Annotated in this window: 21 protein-coding genes and 1 pseudogene; 11 read left to right on the top strand and 11 right to left on the bottom strand. The window is 63.4% G+C overall.

What is annotated here, in order from left to right; translation table 11 throughout:
- Nucleotides 1-71 precede the first annotated feature (71 nt).
- Nucleotides 72-599 (bottom strand): SRPBCC family protein, encoded by a 528-nt coding sequence (locus tag CSQ92_RS07900; RefSeq protein WP_034785934.1) that lies wholly within the window; start codon nucleotides 597-599, stop codon nucleotides 72-74.
- Between the two features lie 214 nt (nucleotides 600-813).
- Between CSQ92_RS07900 and CSQ92_RS07895 the strand changes: the two genes are divergently transcribed.
- Complete coding sequence (locus CSQ92_RS07895) at nucleotides 814-1,599, top strand: DNA/RNA non-specific endonuclease (RefSeq protein ID WP_099394620.1); 786 nt, start codon at nucleotides 814-816, stop codon at nucleotides 1,597-1,599.
- 21 nt (nucleotides 1,600-1,620) lie between these two features.
- Nucleotides 1,621-1,875 (top strand): hypothetical protein, encoded by a 255-nt coding sequence (locus CSQ92_RS07890; protein ID WP_034785932.1) that lies wholly within the window; start codon nucleotides 1,621-1,623, stop codon nucleotides 1,873-1,875.
- Nucleotides 1,876-1,890: 15 nt separating this feature from the next.
- On the opposite strand, the gene CSQ92_RS07885 is transcribed toward CSQ92_RS07890, so the two are convergent.
- The 7 genes and pseudogenes from CSQ92_RS07885 to CSQ92_RS07860 all read right to left on the bottom strand — a co-directional run bounded on the left by CSQ92_RS07885 (nucleotide 1,891) and on the right by CSQ92_RS07860 (nucleotide 10,038).
- Nucleotides 1,891-4,227 carry a M28 family metallopeptidase gene (locus CSQ92_RS07885; RefSeq protein WP_180276964.1) on the bottom strand — a complete coding sequence of 779 codons (2,337 nt, stop codon included), beginning with the start codon at nucleotides 4,225-4,227 and terminating at the stop codon, nucleotides 1,891-1,893.
- Nucleotides 4,228-4,412: 185 nt separating this feature from the next.
- A complete protein-coding gene (locus tag CSQ92_RS07880) occupies nucleotides 4,413-6,539 on the bottom strand; it encodes a M16 family metallopeptidase (protein ID WP_257219153.1) in 2,127 nt (708 codons plus the stop codon).
- Between the two features lie 194 nt (nucleotides 6,540-6,733).
- A pseudogene (locus CSQ92_RS29320) lies at nucleotides 6,734-7,234 on the bottom strand (M16 family metallopeptidase); the annotation flags it as partial.
- A 130-nt stretch (nucleotides 7,235-7,364) separates the two neighbouring features.
- Nucleotides 7,365-7,697, bottom strand: coding sequence for a type II toxin-antitoxin system RelE/ParE family toxin (locus tag CSQ92_RS07875; RefSeq protein ID WP_099393774.1), 333 nt, complete (start codon nucleotides 7,695-7,697; stop codon nucleotides 7,365-7,367).
- Nucleotide 7,698: 1 nt separating this feature from the next.
- A complete protein-coding gene (locus CSQ92_RS07870) occupies nucleotides 7,699-7,986 on the bottom strand; it encodes a type II toxin-antitoxin system Phd/YefM family antitoxin (RefSeq protein WP_099394619.1) in 288 nt (95 codons plus the stop codon).
- 71 nt (nucleotides 7,987-8,057) lie between these two features.
- Complete coding sequence (locus tag CSQ92_RS07865) at nucleotides 8,058-9,044, bottom strand: sensor domain-containing diguanylate cyclase (protein WP_052140442.1); 987 nt, start codon at nucleotides 9,042-9,044, stop codon at nucleotides 8,058-8,060.
- Between the two features lie 88 nt (nucleotides 9,045-9,132).
- Nucleotides 9,133-10,038, bottom strand: a complete 906-nt coding sequence (locus tag CSQ92_RS07860; protein ID WP_099393773.1) for a sensor histidine kinase — start codon at nucleotides 10,036-10,038, stop codon at nucleotides 9,133-9,135.
- A 286-nt stretch (nucleotides 10,039-10,324) separates the two neighbouring features.
- Between CSQ92_RS07860 and queE the strand changes: the two genes are divergently transcribed.
- From queE to CSQ92_RS07820, 8 genes are all read left to right on the top strand, one after another.
- A complete protein-coding gene (gene queE, locus CSQ92_RS07855; RefSeq protein ID WP_034785949.1) occupies nucleotides 10,325-10,960 on the top strand; it encodes a 7-carboxy-7-deazaguanine synthase in 636 nt (211 codons plus the stop codon).
- Nucleotides 10,961-10,969: 9 nt separating this feature from the next.
- The gene (gene queD, locus CSQ92_RS07850; protein ID WP_035819191.1) at nucleotides 10,970-11,416 is read left to right on the top strand and encodes a 6-carboxytetrahydropterin synthase QueD; all 447 of its coding nucleotides are present in this window, start codon (nucleotides 10,970-10,972) and stop codon (nucleotides 11,414-11,416) included.
- A complete protein-coding gene (gene tadA / locus CSQ92_RS07845; RefSeq protein ID WP_099393772.1) occupies nucleotides 11,409-11,918 on the top strand; it encodes a tRNA adenosine(34) deaminase TadA in 510 nt (169 codons plus the stop codon). The genes queD and tadA overlap by 8 nt, the downstream gene beginning before the upstream one ends.
- Before the next feature lie 232 nt (nucleotides 11,919-12,150).
- Entirely contained in the window at nucleotides 12,151-14,514 is a 2,364-nt protein-coding gene (locus CSQ92_RS07840) for a TonB-dependent hemoglobin/transferrin/lactoferrin family receptor (RefSeq protein ID WP_099393771.1), read from the top strand.
- Between the two features lie 61 nt (nucleotides 14,515-14,575).
- Nucleotides 14,576-15,733, top strand: coding sequence for a hemin-degrading factor (locus tag CSQ92_RS07835; RefSeq protein WP_034785915.1), 1,158 nt, complete (start codon nucleotides 14,576-14,578; stop codon nucleotides 15,731-15,733).
- A 163-nt stretch (nucleotides 15,734-15,896) separates the two neighbouring features.
- Nucleotides 15,897-16,814, top strand: coding sequence for an alpha/beta fold hydrolase (locus tag CSQ92_RS07830; protein ID WP_070279737.1), 918 nt, complete (start codon nucleotides 15,897-15,899; stop codon nucleotides 16,812-16,814).
- A gap of 37 nt (nucleotides 16,815-16,851) precedes the next feature.
- The gene (gene ldcA / locus CSQ92_RS07825; protein ID WP_070279734.1) at nucleotides 16,852-17,769 is read left to right on the top strand and encodes a muramoyltetrapeptide carboxypeptidase; all 918 of its coding nucleotides are present in this window, start codon (nucleotides 16,852-16,854) and stop codon (nucleotides 17,767-17,769) included.
- A gap of 5 nt (nucleotides 17,770-17,774) precedes the next feature.
- Nucleotides 17,775-18,953 carry a DUF418 domain-containing protein gene (locus CSQ92_RS07820; protein ID WP_099393770.1) on the top strand — a complete coding sequence of 393 codons (1,179 nt, stop codon included), beginning with the start codon at nucleotides 17,775-17,777 and terminating at the stop codon, nucleotides 18,951-18,953.
- Here the strand turns inward: CSQ92_RS07820 and CSQ92_RS07815 are convergent.
- Complete coding sequence (locus tag CSQ92_RS07815; protein ID WP_099393769.1) at nucleotides 18,950-19,666, bottom strand: SOS response-associated peptidase; 717 nt, start codon at nucleotides 19,664-19,666, stop codon at nucleotides 18,950-18,952. The genes CSQ92_RS07820 and CSQ92_RS07815 overlap by 4 nt on opposite strands.
- A 144-nt stretch (nucleotides 19,667-19,810) precedes the next feature.
- Between CSQ92_RS07815 and CSQ92_RS07810 the strand changes: the two genes are divergently transcribed.
- Nucleotides 19,811-20,032 carry a hypothetical protein gene (locus tag CSQ92_RS07810; protein ID WP_070279728.1) on the top strand — a complete coding sequence of 74 codons (222 nt, stop codon included), beginning with the start codon at nucleotides 19,811-19,813 and terminating at the stop codon, nucleotides 20,030-20,032.
- Between the two features lie 13 nt (nucleotides 20,033-20,045).
- On the opposite strand, the gene CSQ92_RS07805 is transcribed toward CSQ92_RS07810, so the two are convergent.
- Both CSQ92_RS07805 and CSQ92_RS07800 read right to left on the bottom strand, forming a co-directional pair.
- The gene (locus CSQ92_RS07805) at nucleotides 20,046-20,324 is read right to left on the bottom strand and encodes a hypothetical protein (RefSeq protein ID WP_099393768.1); all 279 of its coding nucleotides are present in this window, start codon (nucleotides 20,322-20,324) and stop codon (nucleotides 20,046-20,048) included.
- 39 nt (nucleotides 20,325-20,363) lie between these two features.
- Nucleotides 20,364-20,669: a hypothetical protein gene (locus CSQ92_RS07800; RefSeq protein ID WP_099393767.1), complete on the bottom strand. Its 306-nt coding sequence runs from the start codon at nucleotides 20,667-20,669 to the stop codon at nucleotides 20,364-20,366.
- Nucleotides 20,670-20,717: the final 48 nt, after the last annotated feature.

Here is a 20,717-nt window from a genome sequence, read left to right as displayed (position 1 = left end):
GCCCCCCGCAAGGGGCGGCGCCAACTAAAACAGGGCCGCGCGGGCCCTGTGTCTGGTGGCGGTGAGCGGGCTTAGCGCTCCGCCGCCGCCTTCAGGTTGTTCAAGCCTTTTTCAAAATCCTTGCCTATCATGGTATCCATGCTGACGAACACCGTCATGACCTTGCTGACGTAAGGGCTGGGGCCCGTCATGGTCCAGTTCACCTTGGTGCCATCGCCTTCGGGCGCCATGGTAAAGGTGGTGGTGTTATGGCTTTCAAACGGCTTGAGGAAGTCCAGCTTGATGACGGTGCGTTCGGGCTGGGCCGCTTCCGTGATTTCCATGCGGCCGGCACCGACCTTGTCATTGCCCGTCCACGCATATTGCGCGCCCAGGCCATTGGCCGGACCCGTAAACGTGCGGCGCATGGCCGGATCGAGCTTTTCCCACGGCGACCATGCGGCCCAGTAGTGGAAGTCCGTGATCAGGGCGGCGATTTTCTCGGGCGGGGCCTTGATGGTGATTTCGCGCTGGACACTGAAGGTGTCGGGCTTGGTGGTGGCATAGCCGAGGATGGCGGCGACGACGACAACGATCAGCAGCAGGGTTTTTTTGATCATATGCTCTCCAAATCTTGAATGGTCGATGCGAACAAATCAAGGCAATCTTAGCAGATATGAATGGCTGTGCGCGGCCTGTTGGCCTTTATTTACGCCAGCTCTGCGCAGGACCGCCTGTACGCCTGTTTTTCGCCGCGCACGCGAGGTTTGTGCAGCTTGGTGCTGAGGGCCGGCGTCCGCTAGAATGCTGGCCTGCAAGATTTCAGAGGGAAATATGATTCAACGATTGATCGCCAGGCTGACCCTGGCGTGCGGCCTGCTGGCTTCCGCCTTTGCCGCGAACCTGGCGCATGCCGATGCCTGTCCTGCCCATTACGTCGATGGCCGCAAGCCGGAAATCACCAACCCCAAGCTGGACGTGGCCACCAAGGAGCTGTGCTACAACGTGTTTGGCGTGATGCACTCGGGTATCACGCGCACGCCGCTGTGGTCGGCTGAACACTTGACGGCGAATAACCTGGAAGCTGCACAGGATTTGTCGCGCGAAAACTCTTTCCATGCCGAACGCAAGCTGCCCGCCGCCCAACGCGCGGAACTGGCCGATTATGCGCGCAGCGGCTTCGACCGTGGCCACATGGCGCCCAACGGCGACATGCCGGACCGCCAGAGCCAGCGCGACAGCTTCACCCTCGCCAACATGGTGCCGCAAGATGCGCGCAACAACCGCTATGTGTGGGCCGGCATCGAGGGCGCCGTGCGCAAGATGGCGAAGAAGGAAGGCGACCTGTACGTGATCACGGGCCCGGCTTTTATTGGCGGCAACCTGCGCAAGGTGGGAAGAGTCATTGTGCCCAGCCATCTGTACAAGGCAGTGTATAGCCCGCGCCAGCGCGCCGGCGCCGCCTACTTCATTGAAAACGTCGATACCAAGACGTATGAAGTGTTGAGCATTGCGCAACTGGAAGACAGGATAGGCATCGATCTGTTACCGTCGCTGACGCGGCAGCAAAAGTTGCGCATGCTGAGTTTGCCCAAGGTAAAGAGCAAGTCCAAGAAATAAGACCGTCAAAAAGGAAATCCCATGTGCGCAAAGAAATTCGTCCCGTATGCCAATGAAAGCGATGTGCTGGACATTGGCAGCCTGACTATCGAAAACAGGATCGACCGCATCAGCATCAGCGGCGACATCGACCTGACCCTGGACAAGCCGGGCCTGGCGCTGGCGAAACAGCTGCAAAAACTGCTGGGCGACGTGGTGGCGCAGCTGGAAAAGCAGGAACTGCCCGACCAGCTGCCGCCGCCCGAAGTGACGTCGGTGGCCAATCCCTTCGAGTGATGCTGGCGGGGACGCCTACTGCGCCGCCTTGGCGGCGCGATAATAGCCCTCTCGGCTGAGCTCCTCCGGCGCGTTCGCCACTTCATACGCGCTCAAGGCGATGGCGATGGCGGAGTATTGCTGCGCCGAACTGAAAGGTTGCACGCTGTCATAGGTATCGAGTACCGTGTGATGCACGCGCGCATAGTCGAAATCGCCGAGCACGGTAAACTTCGGCGTCGGCACGCCATGCAGGCTGAAGACGGCGTCATCGCTGCCGGCGCGCGCATTCATCGCCTTGCTGGCATCGCGCGGCACGTCGTTGATGGTCGTGGCGAAGCCGAACACGGGGTGGATGTCTTGCAGGGCCTGTTCAACCCGGCCAAACACGGGTTTCCAGGCCGAGGGAATCGCAATGCCGTCGATGGCGCCAGGCCGGCCGTCGCGGTTCAGCATCATGACGATATTGTGCAATTCCCCCGCATGCCGCTCGGCGAATGCGAACGAACCCTTGCGGCCGATTTCCTCCGCGCCGAAGGCCGCCAGCATGATGGTGCGGCGCGGCCTGGCATCGGACTTGGCCAGCAGGCGCATCGCCTCCAGCATGGTGGCCACGCCGACGCCATTGTCGGCTGCGCCCGTGCCGCCATCGTAGCTGTCGAGGTGGGCACCGATCAGCACGATTTCCTCCGGCTTTTCCGTGCCCGGAATGCGGGCGACGACGTTGTGATACGCCACCGGCCCCGGGTAGAACCAGTTGCGGATGTCAAACTCCAGGGTCACGGCTTCACCGCGCGCCACGCGCTGGCGGATGTCGGCATATTGTGGCGCGGCCAGCTTGATGTCTGGCAAGGTCGGCAGGGCCGCCCACGCGGTGGGCGCGGCGCTGGCGGCATACAGCGGTTCTTCGCCGGACTGGATGGTGCCGAGGGCGCCCGCCTGCATCAGCACGCGGGTGATGGCCCTGGGCTGGTGGACGGTCTTGCCATCGCGCCCGCCACCGCTGTTTTCGCCGCCGGTCAGCACCCATTTTCCCTTGAATTGCGCGGCGCGCTCCAGCGCCTCTTCCAGGGTGGCCGGCCCCACGATTGCCAGGCCTTGCTGCACGCCACGGGTGCCGGCCGTATAGGCGGGCGTCGCCAGGCGCAGGGGCTGCTCCCGGGGCGCCAGCATCTTGCCCGACCAGGGACCGCGGTTGAAGCCGACGGGCATGTGGCCCGCTTCTTCCAGCTCGGCTTGCACACCCCATTGATGCAGTTGCATGCGCGCCCATTGCGCCGCATGCGTGTAGGCATCGCTGCCGGCCATGCGGCCGCCGAAGCGGTTGCTCAGGATGTCGAGCCAGTCCATTGCGCGCGGTTCGCTGGTGCCCAGCGCCACAATCCGGCGCGCCTTGGCGTCGCCGGATGGCGATGTCGTCGCTTCAATACCAGCATCCCTGCCGGACAGCGTGGCGAGGAAGGCGGGCAGCCTGTCTTCCCGGCGCGCCGCCAGCGCCGCGTCCAGCTTGGCGGAACGGTGCAGCTTATCCTGTCGCAGCAGGGTTTCGTAGGCGCGCAGCACGCCCTGCATCCCCGCCAGGTCGCTGGCGCTTTGCCGCCCGGCCTGGTCCGGGTGTTCGATCTGGAAAGCCATCGCGCTGGCCAGGTATTGAAAGACTGTCGCCTCGCGGATGGCGGCCTGGCTGGCGATGGACAGCCAGCTTTCCAGCGCACTGGCCGGTAAGGTGAAGTCGGGAATCGCCTCGATCCATGCGCCTAGCCAGGCGCCGTCGCGCTGTTGCACGGCCAGGGGATCGCGCTGCGCCTCTTGCGCCATCTGCACCACGCGCGCGCGTTCGGCCGGCGTGGAAGGGCCGCGCGCGGCGCCGCTTGGCACTGGCGGCGCGGCCGGCAGTGCCGGCGGCACATAGCGTTCCTTCAGCCGCGTGCCGCTTACGGGCTTGGGTTCATTCTCATCGGTTTCGACCAGGCGTTCGCCGCTCAGCACGTTGCCCTTGGCTTGCAAGGTCCAGCGTATCGTCACCTCGGTGCTGATGTCCTGGCCGTTGCGCCCCGTGCTGACGCGCTTGCCGCCGTGCCTGAAAATGGTGCCGGCGGGGCCTGGCGTACCCTTGACCGTTCGCGGCGGCGTGAGCTGGCCCCGTTCGTCGAGCCACGCGATCGTCGCGCGCCAGCCGGCTTGCTCTTCGGTAATGTCGAGGATGCCCGTGTCGATCAGGTCGACCTCGACGCCATTTGTCGTGGTCGTGCCTGTCGCCGTCTGGAATTGCCACTGTCCGGCGAGGGCCGGCGCCTGCGCGTACAGGGCGCCCGGCAGGGCGGCAGCGGCGAGGATGCAAGTGGCGTAAAGGTGGGGATGGAGCAGGTGCATGGCTATCCTTGTCATGGTTTTCACTCGGGAAGAGTCGAAAACAGTATGCGGATAAGCCGATTGCCAAGATGATACTTTGCGACCAAGACCGGGATTTAAGGCTTGAAGGCGGGTTTGGCCGCGCCGAATGCCAGATCAACCTCGTCCAATGCAGCTTGCCGGACGAGCTTGATCTGGCGAAACGCTTACTTCGCGAACGCCTGCGCCGCCGGCGTGACGGTGACGGCGGCCGGCTTGATGTTCAGCTTCATCGCGCCGATGACCTTGTCTTCATCGAGCAGCGCCTGCGGCTTGTTGCCGTCGTACTTGATGGGCGAAAACGCGTCGCTGACGAGCTTTTCCTTCAAGCCGGCCGCATCCTTGGCGACGATCACCACGGACAGGTTCTGCGCCGACAGGTGCTGCTTGATGGCGCGGTTGACGTCCGCCACCGTCAGTTTCGACAAGCCATCACGCATCAGCTTGGTGAACTCTGGCGTGCCATACCATTGCGAATCGAGCGCATAGCCCAGCTGCTGATCCTGTGTCGACGTCATGACGAAGACGTTCTTCATCAGGTAATCGCGGGTGGTGGCGAAATCGTCCTGCGTCAGGCCGTTGTCGACCAGTTTGCCCAATTCCGTCAGGGCCACGCGCAGGGCGAAGTGGGCGTTGTCCGGCGCCACGGGACGGATCCAGATTTCGAACAGCTGCGCCTTGCGGCCCAGGTTCGGGTTCGGGAAGAACTGGTACATGCCGCGCGGGAAGGCTTCAATGTACGCGTAGTCGCCATAGTTCATGCCGCGGATTTCACGGATGCGCTGGTACAGGTAGGAATTCGAGGCGCGGTGCTCGCCCAGCCACGTCTTCGCCAGCCACAGGGCGGGGAAGTCCGGGTGCGTGCGCGTCACCTCCAAAGGCAAGCCGAAGGAAATCGCCGTGGCGCGCGTGTTCTTCTCGATGATTTCCACTTCCAGGCCCTGCGCCTTGCGGCCCACGGGTTTCACGGTGGCTGGCAAGCCGGGGCCGGCCGGCAAGCTTGCCAGCGCCTGCGTCAGCGAGGCCGTCATGGCGTCGGACACATCGCCGGAAATGCCCACCTTGACGGCGCCTTGCGCGTAGGCGCTCTTCCAGAACTGTTTCACATCGTCGAGGGTGATGGCGTCGATGCCGGCGACCGTACCCAGCACCGGGTGGCCATACGGCGTGCCCGCGTAGACATTGGTTTGCAGGCGTTCCTTGGCGAATTCCTCTTCGTTATTGTCCTTCAGGTCCAGCAGCAGCGCATTCTTTTGCGCATCTTTCAGGCGGCGGAAGTCATCCTCGCGGAAACCGGGCGAGAGCAGCAGGGGCAGGGCGATGGCGTTGAACTGCGTCCAGTTATCCTTGTGGATGGAGCCCGTAAACGTCGTCATTTCCTTGTCCGTCTGCTGGCTGAAACTGCCGGCCAGCGGGAACAGGGCCTGGTTGACTTCGTCGATCTTGCGCTCGGACGAACCAGCGGACGCCACCATGGCTGCCGTCAGCGCGGCCAGGCCTTCCTTGCCTTGCGGATCTTGCGCGGAACCGGCCGTAAACAGCAGCTTGTAGCGGATTTGCGGCAGCGCGGACTTTTGCACCAGCACGTCGAACTTCGCGTTCGAGGCGGCAGGCAGCAGGCTGGCCAGTGTCGGCGTGGTGGCAATGGCGGCCGCCATCGGCTGGTGCGACAGGGTCGTCACTACCAGTCCGTCGTCCGTCAGGTATTTGCGCGCGGCTGCCTGCAGGTCGGCGGGCGTCAGCGTGTCGATCAGCCGGTAGTACTGGTTGATGGTGGCGTACGAGCGGTCGAAATGCACGAAGGAAGCCAGGGTGCCGGCGATCTGCTCCGTGTTGTCCAGCGAGCGGATCAAGCCGTATTTTTCCGCCGACTTGGCATCCGCCAAGTCTTTTTCGCTCACTGGCGTATCGCGCAGCTGCGCCACGGTAGCCAGGATGGCGTCGCGCACGTAGACGGCATCATCGATGTTTTTCACGCGCGCGCCGAGCACGGCGAGGGTCGGGTCGACCCGCTCCGGTGTCATGTCGAACAATTGATCGACCTTTTGCTCGTTCTGCACCAGGCGCTTGTACAGCGGCGAGGTGCGGCCGAACGACAGCGACAGCAGGGTCGACAATGCGGCCTGGTCTTTGTCCTTCACGGAAAACGCGGGCGCGTGGAAGCCGACGGCGACCCATGGCAGGGTCGGCGTTGGCCAGGCCACGTGCTTGTAGACGGGGCCGCGCGGGGCCGGTTCCACGGGCACGGCCGCCTGCTGCTTGCCGCGCTGCCAGGCGCTCCAGTACTTTTCCACCAGCGCGATGGCTTGCTGGGTTCCACGTCGCCGGCGATGATGATGGTGGTGCGCTCGGGACGGTACCAGCGGTCGAAGAAGACCTTCGAATACGCGTACTGGTTCGGCATGTCTTCGATGTCCTGGATGAAACCCATCGTCGTATGCTTGTAGGTATGCGTCGTGTAGGCGCTGTCGCGCATCACTTCGAACAGTTTCGAGACGGGATTGGCGCTGTTCTTGTTGTATTCGCCCAGCACGGCCCGCGATTCCGTCTTGAACGCGTCTTCCGCATAGTCGAGATGCTGGAAGCGGTCCGCCTCCACCTTCAGCACGGTTTCCAGGTCTTGCTTGGCAAACGTCGTGTGGTAATTCGTCAGGTCGTCGCTCGTATACGCATTCTGGCGCGCGCCGGCGCGGGTGATGACTTCCTGGTATTTTTCGGGCGGATAAGCCTTGGTGCCGCGGAACATCATGTGTTCGAAAAAGTGGGCAAAGCCGGACTTGCCCGGCTCGACTTCATTGCGCGAACCCGTCTGCACGGGAATCTGCAGCGAAACCAGGTTGGGGAAGCCGGTCGGCACGATGATGATCTTCAAACCGTTGGCCAGGGTCTTTTCCGTCGCCTTGAACGGCAGCAAATCGGCCTTGCTGGCGGCAACGCCGTGGGCGGCGGCAGGTTTGACGGGCGCGGCACCCAGGTTCGACGAAGCCATGGCCGACAGGGCCAGGGCGAAAGCGGGTAATAAAACGGGCATGATTCTTGACACGGGGGCTCCTTCTTTTCTTGGAATGTGGAAAGTGCAACGCCGCAGCATAGAATATTCGTGCCGCCCTGCATAGGGGCTAACAGTCGGGCCGCAGGATGCGCGCCGTCAAGTGGGCGAGGAAGTCGCGTTTGGTGGGCAGGAACATGCGGATGTACACGATGTCGTGCGCGCGCTCATGGTGATACACGACGCGGATTTCTTCGCACAGGCGTTGTCGCACATCCATGCCAACTTCACGGGCGGCTTCGACGGGCGTGCCGCTGTCGGGAAAGGTCTTGAGATCGGCAAATAATTGCCGGAAAGCCGCGATGAACTGGGCATGGGCGGCCGCCGTGTGGCGTGCCTTGAAGTCGCTGCGCAGTTCATTGAAATCGGCTTGCGCGCTTTTCAGCACGACGATGCGCGCCATGTCAGTCGTGATCGAGGCTGGCCAGGAAGTCTTCTTCGGACATCACGTCGCCGCGCGCGATGTCCTGGTTGCCCATGGCGATCAGTTTCATGAATGCATGCTGCTCCTGCATCTGCCGCGCTTGCCGCTTGCCTTCCTGATACGCGTGCATGGACAGCACGACCATCTTCGCTTCGCCATTTTGCGTGATGATGATGGGCTCGTCCTGGCCCGCGTCAAAGCTGTTGACGATCTCGGTGGTATTGGCCTTGAGATAGGAAATCGGCTTGATGCGTTCCTTGAAGTCCATGGCGGCTCCGAATGCGAAAAAAATATGATAGGACCAAATATACACCAAATTTGGTCGTGCTTCCTTGTTGCCTAGGTGAGCGTCGTTTCCGGCAGGCTGATGCGGTTGCGGCCCAGGTGCTTGGCGCGGTACAGGGCGCAGTCGGCCGTGTGGATCAGCTGCCCCAGTTCCGTGCCGGGGCCGGGCAGGGCCGTGGCGGCGCCGATGCTGACGGTGACGCAGGCGCCGTCGGGACGCTTGCGCGGCAGTTGCAGCCGCTCCACGCGCTGGCGGATGCGTTCGGCCACGATGGCCGCGCCCTTGAGCGACTGGTTCGGCAGGATGACGGCAAATTCCTCGCCGCCATAGCGGGCCACCAGATCGTTCGTGCGCATTTCGCTGGCCACGGCGCCGGCCACCTTGCGCAGGCACAGGTCGCCGCCCTGGTGGCCGTGGCTGTCGTTGTATTCCTTGAAATTGTCGACATCGACCATCAGCAGCGACAGGGGCTGGCCTTGCCGCTGGGCGCGCTGCCATTCGGCCAGGATGGTGTCGTCGAAGCAGCGCCGGTTGGCCAGGCCAGTCAGGCCGTCGCGCGTGGCCAGGCGTTCCAGCTCCACATGCGCGCGTTTTTCATCCGTCATGTCGCGCAGGGTTTCGACGACGGCGATCAGTTCGCCGTGATTGCCATAGATGGGGCTGGCATCGACGGCCAGGTAGCGGCGCCGTCCCGTGCGGGGCATGTCGCACCAGTTTTCCGCGCACAGATTGCTGCCCGTGCTGCTGCGGTATTGCTGTTGCGCGTGCAGGGCGCGCATGTCGCCGCCGCGCCCTGCCAGCAGCAGGTCGGCCAGGGTGGGACGCTCGTCGTTGTAGAAGCAGCGGCCCGGTTCGCGCGTGCGCAGCACTTCGGCCGCCGGCACGCCCGTCAGCTGTTCGCAGGCGCGGTTCCAGATCATCACCTGGCCATGCACGTCGAGGACAAAGGTGGGCACCACCAGCAATTCCATCATCTTGACGGCGAAACCCTGGGCTGCATCGCAGGGCGATGCGCTGGCATGTGCATGGCTATCCGGCATGTAAGCATCCTTCTCGGGGTGAATGGGGCTGGCTCGCTGGCCATGATGCAGTGTGGAGAGTCGATAGTATTGATATTGAGCAATATTTTCAGCGATGGGCCGTCGCCTTATCGTGGCAGCCTGGCAGCGGCAGCGACACGCGCAAGGTGGTGCCGGCGCCGCTGTGGCTTTCGATGTGCAGGCTGCCGCCGGCGGCGGCCACGCGCTCATGCATGCCGGACAGGCCGCAACCGAGGCGCGGCGGCGAGCCCGACAGCCCGACGCCGTCATCGCTGATGCGGCATGCCAGGGTGGCGCCCGTTTGCTGCAGGCATAGCTGGACATGCGTGGCGCGCGCATGGCGGGCGATGTTCGCCAGCGCTTCCTGCAGCGCGTGGTAGAGCAGGGCGCCATGCGCGCTGCCGGCGGCGGCGTCGAGCCGGTAATCGCAGCTGCAATCGATGCCCGTGGTGCGCTTGAAGTCCGCCAGCAAGCCGTCGCACGCCGCTTGCAGGCCCGCGTCGAGGGCGGGCGGGCGCAGGTCGTGGATGACGCAGCGCAGCGCCGCGATGCTCAGGTCGACATTGCGCGCCATCATGGCCAGTTGCCGTGCCAGCAAGGGCGCCGCGTCATGCGTGCTGGTCTGCAGCATGGCCAGGTCGATTTTCAGGGTCAGCAGGTGCTGGCCCAGGTCGTCGTGGATGTCGCGCCCGATGCGCAGGCGCTCCTGTTCGCGCGCCTTGTTCTGCTCGCCCGCCAGGCGCGCCTGCTCGGCTTCCGCGCGCAGCTGTTCCAGCGCCTGCAGGCGCAGCGCCAGGCGGCGCAGGCGCCACAGCAGCAGCGCCAGCGCACCGAGCAGGACGGCGCAGGCCAGCATCGAAGGGGACGCTGCGCCAGTCTGCAGCATCGGCCCGGCGGCATGGCCGGCGTGCAGGGAAGCGAGTGCAGCGGCCGCCAGACAGGCCAGAATGCTCAGGCGGTACGGCGGACGTATCCAGCGTTGCAGCATGTCCATGCTCCCCAAAAATGTTTTCCATCAGGCAATGCTCTTACAGAAAATATATTAACTTGGGGCTATTTATATTGTCTAAACGCAAAAGCTGCGTCGTTATTCCTGCCTGTGTGGCTTTCTTGCCCCCTGGATGCGGCGGCGGCAGGTGGCAGGCACGGCATTTGCACGGGAAGTGTCGTGGCGGCATATAATAGAGGGTTGTCAATCGGCTTTTGCGGTGACGGTGCAGTGCGCCGGCCTCGATGCGTTCGCCCTGCGCGATGACGCCAGCCAGCTCTTAGGAAATACAGTGACTTATAGCATCAAAGAGATTTTTTACACCCTGCAGGGCGAAGGCGCGCATGCGGGCCGTCCAGCCGTGTTTTGCCGCTTTTCCGGCTGCAACCTGTGGACGGGCCGCGAAAGCGACCGCGCCACGGCCGTATGCCAGTTCTGCGACACGGATTTCGTCGGCACCGATGGCGAGCTGGGCGGCAAGTTCAAGACACCGCAGGAACTGGCCGCGCTGATCGACAGCCTGTGGCCGGCCAGCTACGCGCCCAGCAAATACGTGGTGTTTACGGGCGGCGAACCGCTGCTGCAACTGGACACGGCGCTGATCGACGCCATGCATGCGGTGGGCTTTACCATCGCCATCGAAACCAACGGCACCTTGCCCGTGCCGGCCGGCGTGGACTGGATCTGCGTCAGCCCGAAGATGGGCTCCACCCTGGTGGTGCACAAGGGTAATGAAATCAAGGTGGTCATTCCCCAGTTCCAGCAAGACCTGGCCGCCTACGAACAACTGGATTTCGAGAACTTCTTCGTGCAAGCGATGGACGGCCCCCTGGCCGCGCACAACATGAAGCTGGCCATCGAGACGTGCAAAAGCAACCCGAAGTGGAAGCTGAGCCTGCAAACCCATAAACTCCTGCAAATACCTTAATCAAATAATATGCTGACTATCACACGCAAGCTCGAATTCGACGCGGGCCACCGCATTCCCGACCACAAAAGCCAGTGCCGCAACCTGCACGGTCACCGCTATACGGTGGAAATCACCCTGGTTGGCAAGGTCATCGAAGCGGAAGGCAATTCCGATAATGGCATGATCATGGATTTTTCCGACGTGAAAACCCTGGCCAAGCAGCACCTGGTCGATGTCTGGGACCATGCCTTCCTCGTGTATGAAAAAGATACGGCCGTGCGCGACTTCCTGGCCAGCCTGCCCGACCATAAAACTGTCGTCATCGACCGCATTCCCACCGTGGAAAACCTGGCGCGCATCGCCTTCGAGATCCTGAAGGCGGCGTTTACCGACCATTTCGGCACGGGCTTGCACCTGCATAAACTGGTGCTGCATGAAACGCCGAATTGCTGGGCAGAAGTGACCGATGACTGAAACGCACGCTGGCGCGCAGGATGCGCGCTACATGCGGCTGGCCCTCGAGCAGGCCCAGCACGCGTGGGATCTGGGCGAAGTGCCCGTTGGCGCCGTCGTCGTCAAGGATGGGGAAGTCATCGCCGTGGGCTACAACCAGCCCATCGGCCGCCACGACCCCACGGCGCACGCGGAAGTGATGGCCTTGCGCGCGGCCGCCGAAAAGCTGGGCAACTACCGCTTGCCCGGCTGCGAGCTGTACGTGACCCTGGAGCCGTGCGTGATGTGTTCGGGCGCCATGCTGCATGCGCGCCTGGCGCGCGTCGTGTATGGCGCGGGCGATCCGAAGACGGGCGCCTGCGGTTCCGTGCTGAACCTGTTCGAGCAGCCTGCGTTGAACCACCAGACGGCCATCGAAGGCGGCGTGCTGGCCGACGAGTGCGGCGCTTTCCTCAAGCGCTTCTTTGCCGAGCGCCGCCGCGCGCAGGCGGAAGCGCGCAAGCTGGCCAATCCGCAGGCCTGACACCAGTCCTGACAGGGCAGGGCCGCCATGGCCTTGCCCAGCCAGCCCTCCTTGCCAGCCACCGAGGCTGGCATTTTTATAACTGTTGCGAAATAACATCTGTCTAGACCACTTCGCCATTCTCAAATGAGAATGATTCGTGTTACAGTATTGTTTTCGCCAGCAAACTTCCCTTGCGCATCGTTATCGATCCGGGTTCAAGAGCCAGCCTTTACTCTTAGACCGGATCATCATGACTACTGTGCCTCTGCAGCGCTTCGCTGCGCCCGTTGTATCTTCATCTTGCCTGCCGGCCCGCCGCCATAACCTGGTGCTGCGCGCCGCCTTGCTGGGCCTGTTTGCAGCGCCGCTGCTGCCTGCCGTGGCCCAAACGGCCGCCATCAACGCGGGCACGGCCGCCCAGGAACCGGCCAAGCTGCCTGTCTTCCCGGAAATCGTCGTCAATGCCAAACAGGACTATGAGCGCCGCGCCGGCACCAAGACGGTGATCCGCAGCGACGATCTGGAGCGCCGCAACGTGACGGACATGGCCGGCATCGTGCGCTACCAGCCGCTGATCAGCACGCCAATGGCGGCATCGGGCGCCGGCAGCGTGTGGGATGGTTCGGGCAACACGGGCTACAACATCCGCGGCATGGAAGGCAACCGGGTCAGCCTGGACGTGGATGGCATTTCCCTGCCGGATGCGGCACCGAAGCCGGACGGCACCACCTTGAACGCCTTCGGCACGGGGCGTGACTATTTCGATCCTGAAACTTTCCGCGAGGTGCGCATCGATTCGGGCACGACGGCCGCCAGCGGCGCCAATCCTGGCCTGGGCGGCAGCGTGGCGTTCATCACCAAGTCGCCCGAGGATTACCTGGGCGCAGGCGTGGACCATTATGTGGCGTATAAATACGGCCGCGCCACGGCCGACCGCAGCAATGCGCATACCTTGACGGGTGCCGCCAAGATCGGCGCCAATCTGCAAGGCCTGGCCGTGTACGTGCACCGCGACGGCGAGCAGACGGACAGCCGCGGCAGCGCCCCCGTCAATCCGGACGACTGGCATTCGAACGCCTTGCTGTCCAAGCTGGTGTGGGCCTTGCCGGGCGAACAAAAGCTGGACTTGACGGTCGACATGTTCGAGCGCAAGAACAAGCGCGATCTGCGCAACAAGGTCAGCACGTATTATCCGACGGGCGTGCAGCAGGATTCCACCACCAAGCGCACGCGCGTCAGCCTGGGCCACGATGTGGCACTGAAAGACTTCGCCCTGTTCGACCGCCTGACGTCGAAGGTGTATCTGCAGAATGCGAAAATCGATGACCAGACGCAAGGCCGCTACACCTTCGGCAGCCCGTCGCAGCGGACCATCGATACCAGCTTCAAGAATGACAGCATCGGCCTGACGTCGGAAGCGTTCAAGCAAGTCAATGCCGACAATGCGCTGCTGTACGGCGTGCAGCTGGAGCAAAGCAAATCGCGCCGTCCATGGGTGGAAGACCGCACCATCATCGCCACGGGCGTACACCAGATCACGCGCAAGAACCGCATGGCCGACATGGACAGCACCAAGCTGGCCGTGTACGTGCGCGACGACCTCAGTTTTAACCTGGGCGGCAAGAAAGCCGTGCTGACGCCGGGCCTGCGCGCCGACTACCGCAAGCTGGAACCGAAAAACCTGCAAAACTATGTGATCGCCGTGCCCAATGCCGCCAAGGAAGTGCGCAAGGAAAGCGATACCTATTTCACGCCGAGCCTGAGCCTGTCCGTGGAAGTGCTGCCGCAGATGAATGCCTATGCCACCGTGACGCGCGGCACGCGCCTGCCGACGGCGGCCGAGCGCACGGGCACCTATGATTCCTTCAGCTATACGGGCACGGGCACCGGTTATGCCGTGCTGGGCAATGCGAATCTGCGCAAGGAAACCAGCCAGGCCTACGAGCTGGGCTTGAAGGGCGATATCGTCAAGGGCTTGAGCATGCACGCCTCCGTCTACCAGACGGAATACAAGAACATGATCGAGTATGTGGCGCAGGAAGACGATCCGGTCAATTTCCCCACCATCGTGCAGGGTCTGTTCCGTCCGGAAAACATCGGCGATGCCCGCACCTGGGGTGGCGAGCTGAGCTTGCGCGCGGAGCTGGGTGCCTGGTCGCCTGCCATGCAGGGCTACCGCGTCGACCTGGCCACGGGCGTGGCCAAGGGCCGCTCCTTCAATACCCAGACGGGCCAGAGCGGCGGCCTGGCTTCGGTGGCGCCGCCCAAGACGGCGCTGACCTTCGGCTACGACCATGCGAACCAGCTGTTCGGCCTGGAGCTGACGGCCCTGCATGCAGGCGAGAAACAGGCGCCGAACGACCTGTTGATGGGCACGACCGCACCGCGTTTCAAGGTGCCGTCGTACACCATCTTCGACCTGTCGACCTACTGGAACGTGCACAAGAACGCCAAGATCATCGTCGGCGTGTACAACTTGACGGACCGCAAGTACTGGGATTACGCCGCTGCGCGCAGCCTGTCCGCCGGCACCACGGTGGCCAGCCGCGCGGAGATCGAGCGCTACGCCAAGCCGGGCCGCAACGTCGCCGCCAGCCTCAGCGTCAACTATTGATTTTTACCGGGGAGGGGTGCTTGCCCCTCTTTTTTTCCATGTTTGATTGAATGGTCTCTCTATGAAGTTATCCAAACTCGTTCTATCCCTGCTAGGCAGCCTGCTGATCGCAAACGCATACGCGGCCCCAGCCACTTTGGCGGAACGCTGGTCCACCTTGCGCACGGAGCAGCCGAAGCTGCAGATCCGCGACGCGGCGCGCGCGCTGGGTGTGTCCGAAGCGCAATTGCTGGCAACCAACATCGGCAAGGGCGTGACGCGCCTGCAGGCCGACGGCAACCAGCCGCGCGAAATCATGCGCGCCGCGCTGGACCTGGGCATCGTGCAAGCCATCACGCGCAATGAAAATGGCGTGATCGAAACGACGGGCGTCGCCAGCAAATTCAAGCAGGCGGGCGACAAGTCGGAACAGGCCGACGCCAAGCAGGATCCGGAAACGGAAGCGCGCCAGCGCAATATCGCCGGCGGCTACCTGGGCGGCCAGATCGACCTGCGTTTCCACTTTGAAAACTGGAAATACGCATTTGCCGTGGAACAGGCCGGCCGCGATGGCAAGCCGACGCGCAGCCTGCAGTTTTTTGACGCCAACGGCACGGCCGTGCACAAGATATACCTGCGCAACGAGCCGGGCGTGGCCGTGTACGACAAGCTGGTGGCGACGTTCCGCCTGCCGCAGCAAAGCGCGGAGCTGAACGTGCTGGCCGTGGCGCCGAAAGCGGCGGAAAAGCCGGATGCCGAGATCGATGTCAAGGAATTCCAGCTGGCCTGGAAAGACATGACGGACGTGCACCAGTTTGCGCAAATCATGCGTGAGTTCCACCTGTCGCGCGAACAGGCCCTGCGCCTGGCGCCGGCCGGCGTGGTCGAGCGCGTGACGCCCGAAGCGCTGCGTACCCTGCTGGAAAACGCGGCAAAGGACAAGGTCGCCATCATGGTGTTCCTGGGCAACGAAGGCTTGACGCAGATCTACAGCGGCAAGATCGAGAAAACCATGGCCGCTGGCGGCTTCTTCAACGTGCTGGACCCGGACTTCAACCTGCACATCCGCGACACGGCCCTGCGCAGCGGCTGGGTCGTCAAGCGCGGCGGCGTCACCTCCGTCGAGTTTTTCGACAAGGAAGGCACGCAAGTGGTCTCCTTCTTCGGCGTGCGCGAACGGGGCAAACCGCAGCCGCAAAGCTGGGTCGACCTGGCCGATTCCTTGCCTAAAGCCAAGTAAGCAGCACCGTTGATTCGTCACCGTTGCCGCGCGCCGTACCGGCGCGGCAACACTTCAGCTGAGTGCCGCGTGCCGGTCTCATGTCTGAAGCACAATAGTGGTATGCTGATTACAAGGCCGCAGCGATCGTGCCTGCGTGCTGGTTCCTGGAAGAGAGGCAATCATGGCAACCATCATGGCGAACGGCCTGAACATAGCTTATGAGAGCCACGGCGACCCCAACGATCCGTGCGTGCTGCTGGTCATGGGCCTGGGCATGCAATTGATTGCCTGGCCGGCGGACTTCGTCGAAGGCATCGTCGAGCAAGGGTTTCGCGTCTTGCGTTTCGACAACCGCGACAGCGGCCTGTCGAGCAAGATGGCGCTGGCGGGCAAACCCTATCTGCGGCTGGCCTATGTGAAAAACCTGGTCGGCTGGCCCCTGAAAACTTCCTACACCCTCAATGACATGGCGGAAGACGCGCTGGGCTTGCTGGCGGCCTTGCGCATTGCCCAGGCGCATGTGATCGGCGTGTCGATGGGCGGCATGATCGCGCAAGTGATGGCGGCGCGCGCGCCGCAGCAGGTGCTCAGTTTGACGTCCATCATGTCGAGCAGCGGCCGGCGCGGCTTGCCCGGCCCCACGCGGGCCGCGCGCAACGCTTTATTGCAACGCCCGAAACGCAACGCCAGCCGCGCCGAACTGATGGCGCACATGGCCGCCACCGTGCGCGTCATCGGCAGTCCCGCCTATCCTGTCTCGGAAAAACTGCTGTACCAGCGCATCGAGGCGGCGCTGCAGCGTGGCAGTTGCCCGGAAGGCGTGGCGCGGCAAATGGTGGCCATCGCCGCATCGGGCGAACGCACGGCCTTGTTGCCGAGCATCAGCTGTCCGGCGCTGGTGATCCATGGCGCGGCCGACCCCCTGATTCCCGTCGCCTGCGGCATCGATACGGCGGCGCTGATCCCGGGCGCCCGGCTGGAAGTCATCGAAGGCATGGGACACGACATGCCGCCCCAGCTGATCGAGCGCCTGCTCGCCTTGATCGATGTGCATCTGCAAGGTAAGATGGCGCCCCAGATGCGCTCCCAGCCAGCTTGAGCCAGGCGCGCCCACCCCTTGACTAGCCGGGCATATTTTGAAGACACCTGAGATTGGCATCGCCATCGTCGCGCCGGGCGGTTATGCGCCCGACGAGGCGGCCTTGGCACGCGGTATCGCCCGCTTGCAGGCGCAAGGCGCCACCGTCCACAATTACTACGATCACGAACATAGATTCCAGCGCTTCGGCGGCACGGATGCGGGCCGCCTGGCGCAGCTCCATGCCGCCGCGGCCGATCCTGCCGTGCAGGTGGTGATCGCCTTGCGCGGCAGCTACGGCATCAGCCGCATCCTGCCCGACATCGATTTCGACCTCATGGCGGACAGCGGCAAGCTGTTTGTCGGCTACAGCGATTTTACGGCCTTCCACATGGGCTTGATGGCGAAAACGGGCCGCGCCAGCTTTGCCGGTCCCATGATCTGCGACGATTTCATCCGCGACGAGCCCGAGCAATTTACGCTCGATCAGCTGTGGTCGTGCCTGGCCGGCCCCACGCACACGGTCACGGGCACGGCAACGGGCAATCCGCAGGTCGAGCTGAAAGGCAAGCTGTGGGGCGGCAACCTGGCCATGCTCGTGCATCTGCTCGGTACGCCATATTTCCCGGAAATCGACGGCGGCATCCTGTTCCTGGAAGACGTCAACGAACACCCGTACCGGGTCGAACGCATGCTGCTGCAACTGCTGCACGCGGGCGTGATTGGCCGCCAGCAAGCCGTGGTGCTCGGCGATTTTTCCGCGTATAAACTCAGTCCCATGGATAACGGCTACGATTTCGACGCCATGCTGGCTTACGTGCGCCAGCGCCTGCCCGTACCCGTGCTGACGGGGCTCGAGTTTGGCCACATCCGCCGCCGGGTCACCTTGCCGTTCGGCGGCCAGGCGAGCCTGCAATCGGATGCGTCCGGCTTCAGCCTGCGGGTGACCGATTACCCCACCCTGGCGCGCCCCTGAACTCCATGTCCGCCAGGCCCGGCAGGTTGCTGCAGCTCGATGTGCTGCGCGGCCTTGCCGTGTTCGGCATCTTGCTGGTGAATATATGGGGCTTTGCCTGGGGCACGATTTCCTTGCGCTACGGCACCTTGCCGGCGCAGCCGCCCGTGCTGGACCAGCTCGTCATTTTTTTGGTGGCGGCGCTGGCGCAATTCAAGTTCTATCCCATCTTTGCCTTTTTGTTTGGCGCCGGTTTTGCCTTGCAGACACGCTCCCTGCAACGCCAGCTGGGTAGCTGGGAGCAGGCGCGAGCGGCTTATCGGCGCCGGCTGCGCTGGCTGCTGGCATTCGGCCTGTTGCACGGTTTCCTCATCTGGAGTGGCGACGTGCTGACCTCGTATGCCGTCGCCGGCATGCTGATCCTGCCCCTGGCATCAGCCCGGCTCAGCCGCGTGCGCAACCGCGCCTGGCTGGTGGCGGCCGGCTTTTTGCTGTTCATGTGCCTGCTCATTCCCGTGGGCCAGCAGGGCGGCGCACCGGACATCGCGCGCGACCTGCACAGTTTTGCGGAGCGTTACGCCATCTACACGCAAGGCGGTGCGTGGGCCGTCGCCAAGCTGCGCGCCAACGATTTCCTCGTCTCCTTGCTGTATGCCGCCGTCATGCTGCCGCATATCATCGTGTTGTTCCTGCTGGGCATCTTGTCCGTGCGTTGTGGCTGGCTGACGCAGCCGCAGCGCCACCAGCGCCTGTGGCGCCGGGTGCGCGCCGTGGGGCTGGGCGTGGGCTTGCCGTTCAACCTGCTGGCGGCGGGCGCTGTCGCGTGGCAAGTGGCCGATCCGTATCAAACCGTGTTTGACACGGCCCTGTTCGAAGTGGGCCTGTTTGCCGGCGGCCCCGTGCTGGCGGCCGGCTATGTGGCCGCGCTGATGCTGACCGGTCCTTTCATGCTGCGCTGGCTGGGCGCATGGCTGGCGCCCGTGGGCCGCATGGCGCTGAGCAATTATCTGCTGCAATCCTTGATCGGCACCTGGCTGCTGCAAGGGCCGGGCCTGGGCTGGGGCGCAACACTGCGCCCGGCCGAGATGCTGGGCCTGGCGGTAGTCATCATGGCGGGGCAGGTGCTGCTGAGCCGTTACTGGCTGCGGCATTTTCGCCAGGGGCCGATGGAAGCGCTATGGCGACGGCTGGCGCGATTGCCTTAATCCGTTCCCCAGTCAAACGCGCTCTGCGCCGCAGCCGGCGGTGGCGGCTTGGGTTTGGCAGACGGCACCAGCGGATTATCGACGGCATGCCATTCAAACAGATCTACATCCAGCATGCAGGTGCGCGCCAAATGCAGCGCCTGCTCCGGCGTCAAGGCGGGGTCGAGCCAGCGGTGCGCGTCTTCCAGGCTGACGGCGACGGGGCGGCGGTCGTGGATATCGACCATGCCGCCCATGCTGTCGGCCGTCACCAGCACGAAGCCGGCTTCCTCGCGGTTGTGCTTGTACGGCCCGAACTGGGCCAGCCCCAGCAGGAACAGGGGCGCGCGGTCCTTGCGGTGGATGTGCCACGGTTGCTTGCTGCCTTTCTCTCCCGTCCATTCATACCAGCCGGAAACGCTGACGATACCGCGCCCCGCGCGCAGCAAGGGCTTCCAGTAGGCGCCAGCGAGTTTTTCCAGACGGGCATTGATGGCGATGGGGATTTTTTTCTTGCCGGGGGCGGGCACGGCTTGCGCGGCCCAGGCGGGGCGGTAGCCCCAGAAGACGTCATCGACCTTGTGGACGCCATCCTGGATATGTAGCACGGGCCGGTAAGTGCCGGGCGACACGTTCAGGTGCGGCTCGGCCTCGCTGTCGAACACCGCGTCGGTCCAGCCGAAGGATGACGCCAGCACGGGCGCCGTGTCATGTTGATCGAGTCGTCCACACATGCTGAAATCATACCCGATCGCCCGGCGCCGCGAGGCAGGCGCGCGCGTGCTTTCTGTGTGTGGTCAAACGTACAGACTGCGGGCGGCAGGTGGCGCACAGTGGAGACCAGTCAGCTTCCTGACGCTTCTTGCACCGGAGGAACTATGTCGTTTGAAAATCCCACCACCCACAAAGGTTTTATTATCAGCGCCACGGCCAGTCAACGCCGCGATGGCCGCTGGGTCGGCTCGTATGTCAGCCAGAACCAGGCATGCGGCGCGTATGCGGACACTTGCGATTACGACGATTGCAGCAACGAAAAAGAGGCGCAGCAACTGGCGCTGTCCGTCGGCTGGCGCCTGGCCGATGGCGTGCAGGCAGGTTGAGGCAACTTGCCGGTCAGCTCTTCCTCCGCAGGGCCAGCAGCAAGCCGGCCACGGGGAAGAACAGGACGGTACCCAGCCGTACGGCGGTCAGCGAAGCGGTTTCCACGCCCAGTACATGGGGCAAGGCCAGCAGCAACAGGGGCGCGGGCACGGCGATGGCAAAGAAAAACAGGTACCACGAATAGCCATTTTTCTTGGCCAGCAAAGCGATCAGCGCGCAGCCGACCAGGAAGACCAGCGGTAAATTCACAAATTCCATGGTGTAGAGTTTTTGTCCGGGAAAGCGCGTCATTATACGCGTCCCCAAGGTGCCCAGATCGGCTTGCCAGCGTCAATTGCCGACGAAATCCGGCGGCTGCGGCGCCTGTTTTCCTGCGAGCGGCGCATCGGCCGGCAGCAGTGCCTTGATGGCGCCGTTATAGATGAGTTCCTGGGCATACGCCGATGCCTCGATCAACGCCGCATGCACGGACTTGAAACTGCTTGGCGTCTCGATCAGCACGGGCTTGGCGTACACCTGCTGCGTATCGCCGCGCTTGCTAATCAAAATCATGCCCCGGTAACGCCCATCCTTCTCCAGCGCCCCCGCAACATGAAATTCATAGCCCCTGATCTGGTGTTTTTGTTCCTGATCCATGTCTCCCGCCTCCAGACCTGATTGTCCCGGCTTTGGGCTATCAATTCG

Origin of the sequence: Janthinobacterium sp. BJB446 (assembly GCF_002735655.1) — a bacterium.
Lineage (GTDB): Bacteria > Pseudomonadota > Gammaproteobacteria > Burkholderiales > Burkholderiaceae_D > Janthinobacterium > Janthinobacterium lividum.
The sequence above is the reverse complement of the archived record's forward strand: the minus strand, read 5'-3'. Positions and strand labels throughout refer to the sequence as shown.

Bases quoted from the DNA above. Each gene is read 5' to 3' on its own strand.
- CSQ92_RS07900 (WP_034785934.1), bottom strand. From the start codon at position 599: ATGATCAAAAAAACCCTGCTGCTGATCGTTGTCGTCGTCGCCGCCATC.
- CSQ92_RS07895 (WP_099394620.1), top strand. From the start codon at position 814: ATGATTCAACGATTGATCGCCAGGCTGACCCTGGCGTGCGGCCTGCTG.
- CSQ92_RS07890 (WP_034785932.1), top strand. From the start codon at position 1,621: ATGTGCGCAAAGAAATTCGTCCCGTATGCCAATGAAAGCGATGTGCTG.
- CSQ92_RS07885 (WP_180276964.1), bottom strand. From the start codon at position 4,227: ATGCACCTGCTCCATCCCCACCTTTACGCCACTTGCATCCTCGCCGCT.
- CSQ92_RS07875 (WP_099393774.1), bottom strand. From the start codon at position 7,697: ATGGCGCGCATCGTCGTGCTGAAAAGCGCGCAAGCCGATTTCAATGAA.
- CSQ92_RS07870 (WP_099394619.1), bottom strand. From the start codon at position 7,986: ATGGACTTCAAGGAACGCATCAAGCCGATTTCCTATCTCAAGGCCAAT.
- CSQ92_RS07865 (WP_052140442.1), bottom strand. From the start codon at position 9,044: ATGCCGGATAGCCATGCACATGCCAGCGCATCGCCCTGCGATGCAGCC.
- CSQ92_RS07860 (WP_099393773.1), bottom strand. From the start codon at position 10,038: ATGGACATGCTGCAACGCTGGATACGTCCGCCGTACCGCCTGAGCATT.
- queD (WP_035819191.1), top strand. From the start codon at position 10,970: ATGCTGACTATCACACGCAAGCTCGAATTCGACGCGGGCCACCGCATT.
- tadA (WP_099393772.1), top strand. From the start codon at position 11,409: ATGACTGAAACGCACGCTGGCGCGCAGGATGCGCGCTACATGCGGCTG.
- CSQ92_RS07840 (WP_099393771.1), top strand. From the start codon at position 12,151: ATGACTACTGTGCCTCTGCAGCGCTTCGCTGCGCCCGTTGTATCTTCA.
- CSQ92_RS07835 (WP_034785915.1), top strand. From the start codon at position 14,576: ATGAAGTTATCCAAACTCGTTCTATCCCTGCTAGGCAGCCTGCTGATC.
- CSQ92_RS07830 (WP_070279737.1), top strand. From the start codon at position 15,897: ATGGCAACCATCATGGCGAACGGCCTGAACATAGCTTATGAGAGCCAC.
- CSQ92_RS07820 (WP_099393770.1), top strand. From the start codon at position 17,775: ATGTCCGCCAGGCCCGGCAGGTTGCTGCAGCTCGATGTGCTGCGCGGC.
- CSQ92_RS07815 (WP_099393769.1), bottom strand. From the start codon at position 19,666: ATGTGTGGACGACTCGATCAACATGACACGGCGCCCGTGCTGGCGTCA.
- CSQ92_RS07810 (WP_070279728.1), top strand. From the start codon at position 19,811: ATGTCGTTTGAAAATCCCACCACCCACAAAGGTTTTATTATCAGCGCC.
- CSQ92_RS07805 (WP_099393768.1), bottom strand. From the start codon at position 20,324: ATGACGCGCTTTCCCGGACAAAAACTCTACACCATGGAATTTGTGAAT.
- CSQ92_RS07800 (WP_099393767.1), bottom strand. From the start codon at position 20,669: ATGGATCAGGAACAAAAACACCAGATCAGGGGCTATGAATTTCATGTT.